A 13,145-nucleotide genomic window follows, 5' to 3' on the forward strand; every position below is an offset into this window, starting at 1 on the left:
CTTAAGTCATTCAATCCGCTCATCGCGGGATCCTTATTCAAGTTAAAAGGACGGCTCTATGCCTTGGTCTAAATCCGGGACGGTCTACGTTACTCAAAATTCGAATGCTGTAATCGGTACCGGCACCGCGTTTCTGTCCAACGGCCGGGTAGGTGATGCATTTCGCGGGCCTGACGGTGGCTGGTACGAAGTAACCAACATCGCGAGCGACGCGGCGATTTCGATTGATCCGCCTTACAAAGGGGCCACCAACGCGGCAGGGGGCTATGCGCTGGCGCCGATGCAGGGTTACGTGAAGGATTCTGCCGACGCGTTGCGCGGCCTGGTGAATACCTACGGCCCGAAGCTCGCGGCGCTCGGCACCACCGGCAACTACGAAATTTTGCCAGTGGCTAAGGGCGGCACCGGGGTTGCGGTGAGCAGTTCGGCGGAGTTGCTGAGCAGCCTCGGCGCGATGCCGGTCGCCGGTGGGGCATTTGCCCCATCCTTCAACTCCCTGAAAGTGGTCGCCGGCGCGATGCCGGCATCCCAAGGTGGTTATGTCGGCTGGAACGAAACCAACGGTAGCAACCTGTTGGGCGCGGTGTCGTTCACCTGCAACCAGGGTGGCGGCACCGGTGGGTTCAGTTGGCGCACGGTGAACCAGGCCAACAACGCCGGTGGCCCGTTCATGACCTACTCCTATGCGGGCGTGCTCAATGTCCCGGTGGGACTCCAGCTAGCCGGGCGTAATGTCGTGGAGAGCGGCTCAAACACCAATGGTTACTGGGTGCGCTTTGGTGACGGCACGCAAATTTGCTCATGCACTACCGGCGCGATTGGCGCGGGAACGGTTAACGGCAACTCATGGATAAGCGCCGCGGCGACATGGACATTTCCTGCAGCGTTCGTTGCTGGGTCAGAGCCGGTCGTGACCGGAAGCCAAAATTCGGCGCTGGGGGTGATCGGGTTGAACAGCGCACCTTCGCCTACCGGCGTGAGCTGGTCGCGTATCGCATTCTTCAATGACACCACAGCCCGCGCCTCGCGCCTTATGGCCTTTGGTCGCTGGTACTAATGGGAGTCCTCATGATCATCAAACTTTCACCGATCCGCTCAGACGAAGAGCTGAGCATCATTAAGCAGGGGGCGACGTTGATCCTGAACGGCGAGTCATTCGACTTTACCAATGTGGGCGCCGGCGACACGTTGCCGCTGGAGGCGATTACCTCCACCTGGTTCGCTGACGCCGTGACCCGAACCGGTGACACTCTGGAACTGACCTTGCGTTTTCCGTTGCCGGCGAACTTCAGTCCGGAGCAGGCTTTCCCTGTTCCGCTGCTCAATGTGCCGGATGGCGTCGTGCAGTTGCCGCAGCCTCTACCGGTTCCAGTCGTCGCCGGGGAGGTGACTCAATGAACATCGACTGGAGCAAGCTGATCACCAAGGCGATGAAGGACGCAGCCGCAGCGAGTGCGGCCCTGTCTGTGGCCAAAGTTGAACTGGCGGGGCGTAACAGCGCCGCCGTGGCGCAGATCGCCCGCATTCAAGATCGGATCGACACGCTCGGTTACGGCATTGATGCCGGCGAGGCCACTGAAGAGGACGAGGCGGAACAGGCCGCGCTGCTGGTCAACCTGAAAGCCTGGAAGACCTACAAATTTTCCCTGGGCAAGGTCACGGCCCAGCCGACTTGGTATGCCGCACCGGTATGGCCAACGGAGCCGGTTGTGCCGGTGATCAAGGCCAGTCCCGAGGCTCGTACTGCTGACCAGATGTAGCGCCGCCGCAACACACCGCACCCGCCATCGAGCGGGATTTTTTTTGCCTGGAGAAAAGTGATGACTGTTACCGAGAACGACCGCGACATCCTCGCGCGCACATTGTGGGGCGAGGCCCGCGGCGAGAGCCTGGCGGGCCAGATCGCCGTAGCCTGGACCATTCGCAACCGGGTGGACGACGGCAAGCTGAAATCGTGGTGGGGGGAGGGCTATGCCGGCGTGTGCCAAGCGCCGTACCAGTTCAGCTGCTGGAACAAGAACGATCCGAACTTCGCGTACCTGTCTGGCGCGAAGGCGATCCCGTTCCGTGAGCTGGCCCAGGCCCGCATCGCTGTTGACCAGGTGATTGACGGAAAGGTGTCAGATCCCACCGGTGGCGCCACTCACTACTTCGCGATCGCGATGAAGACGGCTCCAGCCTGGGCGGGGAAGGCCAAGCAAACGCTGAAGCTGGGCGGTCACGTCTTCTTCAAGGATGTACCGTGATGACGCCGGTGACCGAGGACTGATTGCGCTGATCGCCTGCCAGGGCTACGTGCGCGAGATTTCACATTAATGCGAGAGGCTTACGCTGCACGCTTAGATAGTGGCAAACTCGTGTCTGGCCGGGGAGGGCCGTCACTTTGAAAAAACTGCTTTTAGCGGTGATCATGCTGGTGCTGGTAGGTTGCGCAAATCATCCGCTCGACTGTGCGATCGGACTCATTGCATGGGATGACTGCCTACCTGGAACAAAGGGCTATGAAGTTCGCCAACAAAGCCTGAAAAACCTTTCCGCTGCAGAGGCGGAAAAAACGGCAACAGATGATGCGGTTTGCCAATCGTACGGCGCAAAGCCTGGAACCGATGCATATGTGAACTGCCGAGTTCAGCGGGACAAGTGAGTTGGTGGCATTATGATATTCTTGCCGGTGACCCGCAGGGCATACATCACCCGCATCCACCAAAATGATAAGACTCAATGAACAAGCAATTTGTAAGGCTTTCTTTTCTGTTGACACTGGGCTGGGTGGCTGTCGTACTGCTGATAATGTATTTGATGTCGTGGTAAAGATAATGGGAAAAGTGGAGTTGAATGATCGAACAAAGCAGGAGGCCGATACACTCCTAGCTCAGATCGGATGTGCAGACTCAATGAGCACTGCAGTGAAAGCTGGGGCTCTGGCCGAGGGGTTCGTTCGCGGAATGCAAGCCGTTGGTGGTCTGAAAGCCGGTGACGCAGAACGATTCAACATCATTTTCGAAGAGGCACTGTTACAGCGGCTCAAATCGCTGGCTCCTATTCATCCAACGCCTGCCTCTGACATGCGATCGCTCTAGTCATTCGCTGATCCAATTGCAGTATTTAGTTAGCAAGTGCGGAAGCGGTAGCGTCGGGAGAGACATCGAGAAAGGTATGCCAGGCGTTCATGGCTTCGAGATGCCGCTGTGTAGCATCATCCCAGAAAGGACCGGACACCTCTTTTGCAGAAACAAGCATCATCATTTTTGTGGTCGCAGCATCCAGCTCTATAAGAAGCTCGTGTGATGTGGTTCTAAATTCTTCGAACGACGTCATAGCATTTGCCTCAAGCGGAGTTCACCGCAATTGAGAAACTCTTGTCTCTCAGACGGTGGAGTCGCCACAGCCCAAGTAATTCAATTTGCTAGACCGCCGGTGAATTCATCTCAAGCCCCGCCCTTCACTGACCGTGCTGACTCACTCCGCTGGATAAATGTCATGGAGATGGCGACTTAACGACGACCACTCTTTGAGAGCAGCCCGCTTTCGAGCGTCCGCTGCCTCCCACTCAGGGCCAGACGCTTTATTCTCTTGCATCATCTGGCGCATAGCTATCGTAGCCAGCTCAAACTCCCTATGAACCTCCAATGCTTTTTCCAAAAACACCTCCCGCTGGTTCATTGAAATTCTCCAAGAGCAGGTGATAAGTATCGAATCTGATAGTTTCGCGATCAGGTGAGCCTGTGATTATGCAACAGCTGCCAAATGCAGTCGGTACGGACACCTATTCGTCGGTGAATTCGACAGTCATTGCCACGATCCCTGCACGCCCATTCCTGATGCATACTTCGTTTTCATAACCCGCATTTCACCGTGCAGTTCGCTGATCAAATCTGCAATAGCTCGGCTGGACGTCAAGTTCTCGGTTTTCACTCCGGTGACCAACAATTCGACATGATCAGATGATGGCTCGAACACTTTTATCATGAGCGATCCATCCGGATTGGAGGTGCAGATACAAGACAAAGGCAGAAAACCACATTCGATGATGTGGCGAAGTTCAAGGATGGAAATCATGACTCACGTCCTCAAAGTCACAGGCGGTTTGGGTTTCTGTTCATTAATCATAGGCAGCACCGTTCGGTGTCGACTGATTTCACGACAAGCTGCATTAGCTCTGGCGGCATCCGTGCGCTAGTCATGACATACACCGTGGATCGAAAAATACTTGGGCGACAGACAGCAATCGGCCAACTTCAGCCGATCATGGTTGCTAGCGTGCTTGTCAGATCGAATGCAAACGCCTGGTCAAGTGCAGTTCAATCGAGCGGTCAGTACCGATGCAATCACGGTCAAGTGAAATGCAATTTCGCAACAGCTACGCCGCTTCGCATTGTACGCGCCTGCGGCAAAGCCGCCTGTTCACTGAACCGAGTCGCTGTCGGTTGCTACGCCGGCAGAGGCCCGGACGCGCGGTATGAATCGACCAGGGCATCGAAAAGCGAGATATCCGAGCGACTTCTAGCAAAGAGCTGGGCACCGACAACAGCTGCGAAAATTGCACGTGCTCTGGATTCACTCTCACTCGATTCGCACACCTTTGCAGCCAATAGAAGCTTGCTTAGCCATGCAATGTTGACATCAGCAAAGGTCTGAATTTCTTTAGTCATTTCAATGGGTAAAGTATCGGTTTCAGCGCCCATGAAACTGCCCAGGCAGAGACGATTGTCGGCCTCAAGCGATCTTCGGAAGATTTCAGGAAAGCGACGCAGAGCGTCAATCGGAGATGGGCTTTCTGACTCGATCATCTCGAGTGCGAGCGCACCGTCCTCCCAATATCGCTTGGCAACGGCAATACCCAGATCGGCTTTGCTTGGAAAATGGTAGTAAATACTCGCCGCTTTGATACCAACATCTTGCGCGAGGTCGCGGAAATTCAAACCATTGTAGCCCTGCGATTGGGCAATTTTCTTGGCCGCCAACAGGATGGCTTCCTTGGAGTTGACGCTCATCTTGGTGCCTTTCGTCTTGGGACGATCTCTTAAATAGGGAAGCTAATTTACAGCAAAGGCCTACCGTGTGACAGGTAGATTGTCAGTGAGAGAAGGGTGTTCAATGCGCTTGGGTGCTCAGGCAGAAGCCGTTCCATCGTGGTTTAGCAAGCGGCACCGCCAGCCGACAATAGCGACATCACTACGGTCACCGAGAAAGCCAGGGGTGTGGCAATCTCGGCGTACCGGAGTTTCCATTGGAAAGCTGTTACTGGGCTGGCGAATCCAGCTCAGGAATGCCGCTGTTTTTATCAGCGTAGGCAGCCTGGAAGCTTGGACGTTTCGTCCAGCGCTGCCAGTACGCATCTAGGAACTCAAATCGCTCGTCCAGTGGAGTGGCATTGACCGGGAATTTCGAGAAGGCGATCGCGGTTGCCAGGGTAATGTCCGAGAAGGTCGGGGCATCTCCGCCGAGCAGCCATTCGCGGCCGTCTGACAGATGACGATTGACCAGTGCAGCGTGAGCCAAAGCTTCCTTACGGCAGTGTTCGCCCCAAGCCTCATTCTTGGTCAGTTCTAGCTTGAAGCCGAGTCCGGTGTGCAACACGTGGAACGCTGTAACGATGCGGTACAGGATGTGCACCCACACCCGGTTATCCCACATGTTATCCAGACCCTGTTCCAGTGCGGTCTCTCCCATGATCTTGCGACCCGGATACTCTTGGTCAAGATAACGAACGATGGCAGCCGTTTCAGAAATGTAGCTACCGTCAGCCAGTTGAAGGGTGGGAGTTTCGCCCCACGGGTTCATATTCAAATGACGCCAGCCACGCTGTTCTCCTACAGGGGACATGTCATAGATGGTCTCGGCAAATTGGTCAGCGATGCCTTTTTCGTGCATGAACAGACGCAGACGCTGTGGGTTCGGAAAGGCCGAAGGCGAAGTGAAAAGCTGAAGTTTAGTAGTCATGGTCGATCCCGCAGGTTGGTGGTTGAGCTGTCTACCTAACATTAGGTAGGCAAACATTAGCGGGTGATTCGACGCACGTCAACACCTATCTAACGATTGTTAGGTGAAAGTCTTTTGATAGAGATTTTCTGGCTGCATTGGTTCGATTGAGGTGAATCGCTCGCTTCAGGGGGAAAGGGCGGCCAACCTAACATCGGTCGCCAGGTTCACTCGCGTTATCCATCTGCTTAACTGCATGGACTGGACCACCCACCGCAACCCTCAACAAGAGCACCTTGCTCACGCCCTCGCCCTAAAATGAATTCGTCAAGACGCGTCTACCGTACGGTTATCTATTTGAGTCATTTTCGATGATTATTCGATAGTCAGCTTTTGGCCGTTTTCTGCCTGTGGTGACCGGCTGAAAACGACCAAAAGCGGACATGGAGCGTCAACGAAAGCTTAGTATCGCTATCCGTTGTATAGGCACTTTCCTGAAGAATAGGGAAGCGGGCCTACTGCAAATTCGCAAAGGAGACCCAGTTCCACGGTCGCACCAGGCTAAGACCCGCCATACGAGACGCTGGACTGATATTTATGACTCATCCGACTAAAATGGCCTTCACCTCCAGCAGATGTTTGCGTAACCGGTCTGCATAATCCTCGGCGACAGCAGCCTGAACGCTAGCGCGATTGGCCAGTGCATGACGCCACTCGGCAATGCGACCTAGTCCATCAAACAATGAATGACTTGGTTCGAATCCCAGTATGTCGAAGTAGCGAAAAATTGGGGCTACAGCAATATCCACCATACTGAACGTCTCGCCAGCGAAGTACGGCCCCTCCATCTTTTCACCGCCAAGTCTCTCCAGCTTTCCCCTCAGCGCTGAAGACTTACCAAGCGCTGTCTGCTGATCCGTTGCGTTCAAATATCCCCATGCATCAGCAAGCATACCAGTGGTGAATTCGATCCAAGCACGGTGTTGAGCACGGGAAATTGCATCTTTCGGATGCAAAGCGGGCTCCGGATACACCTGTTCGATGTATTCGCAGATAGCCACGCTCTCGAAAAGTACGGTCGCTTCCTCATCGCCTTTTTGCACCATTAGAAGCGGGACTTTGCCCGTTGGCGACATGACCCGAAACCAGTTGGGCCTGTCCTTCAAATCCACATCTATCCGTTGAAATGGAGCCTCTTTTTCGAGGAGTAAAATTGCCACTCGCTGAACAAACGGACAAAGCCCGTGGCTAACAAGCGTGAGCCGTGATTGCGACATTTGAATACCCACTGTTATTTCGACGACTCCCGCTTCCGGGTAGGAAGCGGGATGTACAGACTCGAAGGCGTGCCTATCTCGTTAAAGCGAGCGACCACCATCAACAATAATTTCCGTTCCCACTGTCCAACGGGACTCGTCCGACGCGAGATACAGCACCGCCTTAGCTACTTCTTCAGGCGTGCCAAAACGGCCAAAGGGGATAGTCGCAGCAATATCTTTGTTGACCTGCTCGCGGTAGGCATCGGGTATACCCGCCTTGTCGTAGAGCGGCGTGTCGATCGGACCAGGGCTGACCGCATTTACTCGAACACCACGCGGTAGAAGCTCGCTAGAGAGCGTTTTCGACATGTTCAGAAAGGCAGCCTTTGTTGCGGCATAAATGGATGAACGCGCGGCGCCCAGATGCGCACTTACCGAGGTGTTAAGAACCACCGATGCAGGATTAGAGAAGGTCGGCAGCAGTGCTTGCAGAAGGAAGTAAGGGCCTTTGACATTGATGTCGAAGGAGCGATCAAACATCTCCTCGTTCCAGTCTTCGATTGGCATCCAGACGGATACGCCAGCATTGAGGAAAGCAACGTCGAGCTGCCCGTAATGAGACTGAACAGCCTGCGCCAGCTCCTTCTGGGCTGCGACACTAGCTGAGTCGGCTCGCAGCACCAAGACTTCGCTACCTAAAATAGTTTGAGCATTTGCTAAGGACTCAGGATTAACACCTGTGACAATCACGCGTGCGCCTTCGGCGAGAAATTGCTTGGCGGTCTCCAGACCGATGCCGCTTGTACCGCCAGTGATGAGGGTACGCTTGCCTTGTAAGCGGGACATGTAAATTTCCTCTCTTGGGGCGGCCAGCCGGAGGACTGACCTTCTGAGAGCAACTATGTATTCATGCCAGCGCGCTGATAAGATGGGCAAATAGGATAGATCTCATGCAAAATCTGCATGAAAAGGGGCATGATGGACCGGTTATTACTGATGAGCTGTTTTGTACGCGCTGTCGAGACGGGTAGTTTTTCTGCTGCGGGACGTGATCTAGGACTAGGGCAACCGAGCGTCAGTCGTTACGTCGCTGCTCTTGAAGACCATTTGCAAACCAGGCTGCTTCACCGATCCACACGAAAGCTGATGCTCACGCCCGAGGGTGAACGGTACTACGCAGATGCGCGGCGTATTCTGGACTCAGTAGAACAGTCCGAGTCCTCACTGAGAGGGAACGTAGCGCCATCTGGGTTACTGCGCGTCGCTTGCCCGACCGCATTGGCTCACACCTTCATCGTACCGCATGTCGCGAGCTTTCTAGAGCGCTATCCCGAACTGTCGCTAGATCTTCAAATCAATGATCGCTACGTCAATTTAATTGACGAGGGGGTAGAACTCGCAATTCGTATTGGGCATCTGGAGGACAGTGCAATGCGAGCCCGGCCACTAGCGTGGTTCGAGCGTGTATGTGTTGCCAGCCGTGCGTACCTAGAAAGACGTGGCTCTCCCTCTTCGCCTGATGACCTGAAGGAACACGACTGCCTCATTTATACCCTCCTATCCACTGGAACTAACTGGCGGTTTAAGGATGCTGATGTCCCGATCTCCGGACGACTGCGTGTCAACTCGCCTGAGGCGATACGTGAGTACGTCAATGCAGGATTGGGAATCGCGCAGGGACCTCAATGGCTTTATGAGGAAGGGCTGAGAAGTGGCAATCTTCAATTGCTGCTTAACGAATACGTGGCGCCACCCGTCCCGATCCAAATCGTATACTTAGCGAATCGACTGCTGCCCCAGCGAGCCATCGTTTTCATGGATTTTATGGCGGATGTTTTTGCTGCATTCCATGAGCGCCCTAAATAGCCTCCTAGCCCACGGCCAGGGTGCGAACGGAGAACCATCAGCATGGCCGCCCCTTGGGCGAAAATCGCTGCACACTCACCATTCTTGCTCGTCAACGAGGCTTTAAGTGGTCACACCGGACTGCACGGCTTGCCTCTCAAAAGTGTCCTGATTTATTGCCAACGCCGATTCGATACATCTCTAAATCAAAGGTGCAACGTTCATCTCATGCGGTTAAGAAAACGGGGACAGATTTATTTATTTGGATCACCGACCGCTTCTGATCGATTACTGCCAGTCAGTCCAAGCGACTGTTGACCTAAGCGGACTCAGCCTGAATCTTTCAATTCAAAAAGTTTTTTGGCTGTTTTCGGTGATGCGAAGGCTGCAATTCCGCCTCTCTTCCGCTCAGTCTAATGTGATTAGCGCTTGGAATTTATAGCCCATGGCGCGGGATTCTTTTAAGAAAGTTGATGGACTATCGGTTAAATCTCTCGACCAATGAATACTGAGTTTTAGCGGTCTTGGCCAGTTCCTGGCTCAGCTCTGCCGAATGCCTGGCCTGTTCAGATGTCTGATCCGCCAGGTTGGCAATGGTCGTGATATTGCGGCTGATTTCCTCGGCCACTGCGGTTTGCTCTTCGGTCGCAGCGGCAATCTGCGTCGTCATGTCCGTTATGTTCGCCACCGCTTCACTGATTCCGACCAGTGCTTTATCTGCCTCAAGCACCCACGCTACGCCTTCTTCTGCCTGGCGATGACCGCTTTCCATGGTTTTCACCGCATTGCTGGACGAGACCTGCAGCTTGGAAATAAGCCCATGGATTTGCGTCGTGGACTCCGTCGTGCGTTGCGCCAACTGACGCACTTCATCCGCGACCACCGCAAAGCCCCGACCCATGTCTCCCGCGCGTGCGGCTTCGATGGCGGCGTTCAGTGCCAGTAGGTTGGTCTGATCGGCAATGCCTTTGATCACGTCGACCACTGTGCCGATTTCATTGCTGTCTTTGGCCAGTTGCGCGACGGTCAGCCCGGTTTCACCGACCACCACCGAGAGGCGCTGAATGGCATCGCGGGTGTCGCGGGCAACGTCGCGTCCGCGCCCGGTCAACACATTGGCTTCCTGAGTAGCGTCGGCGGTGCGCTGGACGTGGCTGGCGACTTCCTGTGTGGTGGCGGCCATCTGATTGACCGCTGCCGACACCTGCTCGGTCTCGACCCGTTGGCGATCTAGTCCGCGGGAGCTTTCGGCGGCGAGGCCGTCGGATCGGCCGGCTAAGCCAGTCAGTTGCTCCGCCGTATCTTGCAGCCTGGTGAGGCACGTCTTGAGTCGAGAGGCCTGGCTGATAAAAGCCGTTTCAAGGCGTGCCAGGGGGCCACGTTCGTCGCTGTACATCTTAGCCAGCAATGCGTCGCAGGTTGAAGCTTCCGCCATGTCCAGCAGATGTAGCGCGCCGCGGTTTTGCCGACTCGACACCCACAGCCCGAGTGGCACCGATACCCCGACCGCAAGGACCATTGCCTCCGACATGCCGAGGAATACACCGCCCAATGTACCTATCAGGCCCATGGTCACCACCGGCAACCAGGCGAGCAGGGCGGGTTGCCATTGATCACTGGCCGGGACGGCCGACTTGCCCAGGCTGATGCGTTTGTAAAGGGCTTCGGCGCGACGAATCTGTTCGGCCGTCGGCTTGACCCTGACCGATTCGTAGCCCACAACTTCACGCCCCTCGAAAATAGGCGTGACGTAGGCGTTGACCCAGTAGTGGTCTCCGTTTTTTGAGCGGTTCTTTACGATGCCCATCCACGGCTTGCCAAGCTTGAGCGCACCCCACATGTGGGCAAAGACGGCAGAGGGCACGTCGGGGTGACGAACGATATTTTGAGGCGCGCCGATCAGGTCGGACTTATTAAAGCCACTGATCTCGACGAAGGCGTCATTGCAGTACGTGATGACGCCCCGCGCATCCGTTGTCGAGATGAGTTTTTGTTGAGGCCCAAGGGCAACTTCGCGCTGCGTAACCGGTTGGTTGTTTCTCATGTGTATTGCTCCTATGCCCTAAGGTAGAGGCATCGGCTGCAATATGAGAAAGGTTAATGAGTAATTCCAAAAGGGCAGGTTATGCGTCCGAAAAGAAAGTATTGATCCTTTAAAGACTACTCCCGACCCGAAGCAGCTTGTTATCGCCATTGCTTAAAATCAAAAGCTCTCGGCCAAGACGCTCAATATGGAATCGAAGCTCTAGGTGGTAAGGGCTGTAGTCATGATATTTTTTCAGGACGGCAGAGGGTCCGCTTTTGGCCGATTGTTGCCTGTCGTGAAAGAAGAACCGTTTGTCAGGCGTAAAAGCCATACCCTGCCGCGATGATCAGCGGAGAAACCAGCAGCGTTGCCCAGAACCCCGATTTTGGAACAGCAATGACGCAAATGATGGAGATCATAAGCACATAGATGCCAATAATTTTAAGTAGCGCGAGATCGCCCACGGCTACGGCGTGGATCGCTGCCTGCCCTGCGAGCATAAATAGCGGCCCCAGCATGGTAAACCAGAGGGCTGTACGCCGATCTGCGTGTGCCCTGAACTGGTCAACGAAGCCAGAATCTACAGCGGCGGCGAATGCCGCTTTGAACTTGAAGATACCGAATGGAATATGGATGACACCCAAGGAGAACAGGGTCCATGCGACGATGTTTGACATGTCTTATGCTCCGTAAAGTGGTCACGGCAAATGCGACATTGCTCAGGGAGAAACGCAGCATGGTTGACAGCAAGGACTGTTACTCTTTAACGAAGCTACCCATTTGCCACCACCGTGTTCACCGTCCACTTTTGGCTGATTGCTGCTTATTGCGGAGGGTTGCTGGCGACTCATAGTTGTCGTCATAAGGTAGCGGCCAAGGCGACGAGCCTTCGATCAGCTTTAAGAGCGGCCGCAATTAGTAGTACGTCGTTGCGCCCGCAGGAGCCGAGTATAAACGGCTACCCCATCACGGCTGAGGTGCCCGATAGCTGATTGCGGTCGCGATAGCGTTTTCCAATTCAGCTAGCGTGTAGGGCTTTTGTAGAAAGGTCGCTGATAGCGGGATCAACTGCTCCTCCACAGAGTAACCTGAGACGAGTATCGAAGGGATGGAGGGCCACCTTTCGTTCGCTATGCGTATAAATTCGGCGCCTTGCATCCCTCCAGGCAAACCGTGATCCGCGATGATGAAAGTGCAATCACCTTCAATATGTACGAGATAGCTCAGTGCTCGAATGGCGATGTCGAAACCAGCCGAGGCATATCCAAGCTCCGCTAGAAACTCCTCCAGAAGCATCCGGATAACCGGTTCGTCCTCAACAACGATTACGCGCCCCAACACAGGCTGCCCGACTTTCAAATCTACGCTCACACTGGAGCTCCTAATGCGGATTGCCGGGTGCTAGTAGGTTGAGTGTAAGCGCTATTTCAGGCGCAGGGAAAATGGATTTAACCGGTTATGAAGGGCCGATTCTGGCCTAGAGCGATCAGTCCGGCGTCATCAGCACTGCCAGCGTCAGCTTGATGAACTCCTCGTTCTTGTCGATGGCGTCCAGGGCGCTACGGACGTTGTCAGCGACGTCGGCTGAACCGCGGGCTTCGACCCAGTTGGTCAGCTCCAGAATGGCAGCCTCAAGGGCAAGTTGGTTCTCGTTGATCTTGTAGAGCAGGGGAGGGAGTAGGTCTGAATGGGGCATTGCGAGTCCTCCGTGAAAGGAGGCCATCGTAGCAGCAGAAATGTGGTGACACATATGGGGTAGTGAAGTGATCGGCAGGACGCCGGAGAGGGGGCAAAAGCAGAAAGTTTTGTAACGGTTACCAAATAGTTTTGTAACGCCTTCCAAAATCAGCACAAATTCCCAAACCCCAGAAACGAAAAAGCCCTGACTAATCAGGGCTCTAACGTATTCAAGATGGCGGAGGCGATGGGATTCGAACTCATGGACCTGTTACAGTCGACGGTTTTCAAGACCGTTGCCTTAAACCACTCGGCCACACCTCCGTTTGCGTTGCGGGCGCCATAATACCTGAATGAAACACACTGTCAAACTCTCTGCATGGCTTGTTACAGAGCGTCTGTTATGATCTTTGCGA

Annotated in this window: 16 protein-coding genes, 1 tRNA gene and 1 pseudogene; 6 read left to right on the top strand and 12 right to left on the bottom strand. The window is 54.6% G+C overall.

Annotated features, from left to right (window positions below; all coding sequences use genetic code 11):
- Positions 1–58 precede the first annotated feature (58 nt).
- From LOY68_RS14815 to LOY68_RS14835, 5 genes are all read left to right on the top strand, one after another.
- Positions 59–1,057, top strand: coding sequence for a phage tail protein (locus LOY68_RS14815; protein WP_265045530.1), 999 nt, complete (start codon positions 59–61; stop codon positions 1,055–1,057).
- An 11-nt stretch (positions 1,058–1,068) separates the two neighbouring features.
- Positions 1,069–1,398 (top strand): hypothetical protein, encoded by a 330-nt coding sequence (locus tag LOY68_RS14820; RefSeq protein ID WP_265045532.1) that lies wholly within the window; start codon positions 1,069–1,071, stop codon positions 1,396–1,398.
- Entirely contained in the window at positions 1,395–1,760 is a 366-nt protein-coding gene (locus LOY68_RS14825; protein WP_265045534.1) for a phage tail protein, read from the top strand. The genes LOY68_RS14820 and LOY68_RS14825 overlap by 4 nt, the downstream gene beginning before the upstream one ends.
- A gap of 60 nt (positions 1,761–1,820) precedes the next feature.
- Positions 1,821–2,246, top strand: coding sequence for a cell wall hydrolase (locus tag LOY68_RS14830; protein ID WP_265045536.1), 426 nt, complete (start codon positions 1,821–1,823; stop codon positions 2,244–2,246).
- A 137-nt stretch (positions 2,247–2,383) separates the two neighbouring features.
- Positions 2,384–2,644, top strand: coding sequence for a hypothetical protein (locus LOY68_RS14835; protein WP_265045538.1), 261 nt, complete (start codon positions 2,384–2,386; stop codon positions 2,642–2,644).
- Positions 2,645–3,105: 461 nt separating this feature from the next.
- Here the strand turns inward: LOY68_RS14835 and LOY68_RS14840 are convergent, their stop codons facing one another.
- The 6 genes from LOY68_RS14840 to LOY68_RS14865 form a co-directional block, all read right to left on the bottom strand.
- Positions 3,106–3,318, bottom strand: a complete 213-nt coding sequence (locus LOY68_RS14840; RefSeq protein WP_265045539.1) for a hypothetical protein — start codon at positions 3,316–3,318, stop codon at positions 3,106–3,108.
- 471 nt (positions 3,319–3,789) lie between these two features.
- Complete coding sequence (locus LOY68_RS14845; protein WP_265045541.1) at positions 3,790–4,059, bottom strand: DUF1652 domain-containing protein; 270 nt, start codon at positions 4,057–4,059, stop codon at positions 3,790–3,792.
- A gap of 371 nt (positions 4,060–4,430) precedes the next feature.
- Complete coding sequence (locus LOY68_RS14850) at positions 4,431–4,994, bottom strand: TetR/AcrR family transcriptional regulator (protein ID WP_265045543.1); 564 nt, start codon at positions 4,992–4,994, stop codon at positions 4,431–4,433.
- Between the two features lie 247 nt (positions 4,995–5,241).
- Positions 5,242–5,943 (bottom strand): glutathione S-transferase family protein, encoded by a 702-nt coding sequence (locus LOY68_RS14855; protein WP_265045544.1) that lies wholly within the window; start codon positions 5,941–5,943, stop codon positions 5,242–5,244.
- A 581-nt stretch (positions 5,944–6,524) separates the two neighbouring features.
- Positions 6,525–7,199 (bottom strand): glutathione S-transferase family protein, encoded by a 675-nt coding sequence (locus LOY68_RS14860; protein ID WP_265045545.1) that lies wholly within the window; start codon positions 7,197–7,199, stop codon positions 6,525–6,527.
- Positions 7,200–7,280: 81 nt separating this feature from the next.
- The gene (locus tag LOY68_RS14865) at positions 7,281–8,027 is read right to left on the bottom strand and encodes an SDR family oxidoreductase (RefSeq protein ID WP_265045546.1); all 747 of its coding nucleotides are present in this window, start codon (positions 8,025–8,027) and stop codon (positions 7,281–7,283) included.
- Between the two features lie 132 nt (positions 8,028–8,159).
- Between LOY68_RS14865 and LOY68_RS14870 the strand changes: the two genes are divergently transcribed.
- Positions 8,160–9,047 carry a LysR family transcriptional regulator gene (locus tag LOY68_RS14870; RefSeq protein ID WP_265045785.1) on the top strand — a complete coding sequence of 296 codons (888 nt, stop codon included), beginning with the start codon at positions 8,160–8,162 and terminating at the stop codon, positions 9,045–9,047.
- A 457-nt stretch (positions 9,048–9,504) separates the two neighbouring features.
- Here LOY68_RS14870 and LOY68_RS14875 read toward each other — a convergent pair whose 3' ends face one another.
- The 6 genes and pseudogenes from LOY68_RS14875 to LOY68_RS14895 form a co-directional block, all read right to left on the bottom strand.
- Positions 9,505–10,596 carry a methyl-accepting chemotaxis protein gene (locus tag LOY68_RS14875; protein WP_413787194.1) on the bottom strand — a complete coding sequence of 364 codons (1,092 nt, stop codon included), beginning with the start codon at positions 10,594–10,596 and terminating at the stop codon, positions 9,505–9,507.
- Positions 10,597–10,803: 207 nt separating this feature from the next.
- A pseudogene (locus tag LOY68_RS32245) lies at positions 10,804–11,070 on the bottom strand (PAS domain-containing protein); the annotation flags it as partial.
- A gap of 296 nt (positions 11,071–11,366) precedes the next feature.
- A complete protein-coding gene (locus tag LOY68_RS14880; RefSeq protein ID WP_265045549.1) occupies positions 11,367–11,729 on the bottom strand; it encodes a DUF6463 family protein in 363 nt (120 codons plus the stop codon).
- A gap of 289 nt (positions 11,730–12,018) precedes the next feature.
- Positions 12,019–12,423 (bottom strand): response regulator, encoded by a 405-nt coding sequence (locus tag LOY68_RS14885; RefSeq protein ID WP_265045551.1) that lies wholly within the window; start codon positions 12,421–12,423, stop codon positions 12,019–12,021.
- A gap of 115 nt (positions 12,424–12,538) precedes the next feature.
- Positions 12,539–12,748 (bottom strand): hypothetical protein, encoded by a 210-nt coding sequence (locus tag LOY68_RS14890; RefSeq protein ID WP_265045552.1) that lies wholly within the window; start codon positions 12,746–12,748, stop codon positions 12,539–12,541.
- A gap of 217 nt (positions 12,749–12,965) precedes the next feature.
- Positions 12,966–13,053, bottom strand: a tRNA-Ser gene (locus LOY68_RS14895).
- Between the last annotated feature and the right edge of the window lie 92 nt (positions 13,054–13,145).

Source organism: Pseudomonas sp. B21-053 (genome assembly GCF_026016365.1).
Lineage (GTDB): Bacteria > Pseudomonadota > Gammaproteobacteria > Pseudomonadales > Pseudomonadaceae > Aquipseudomonas > Aquipseudomonas nunensis.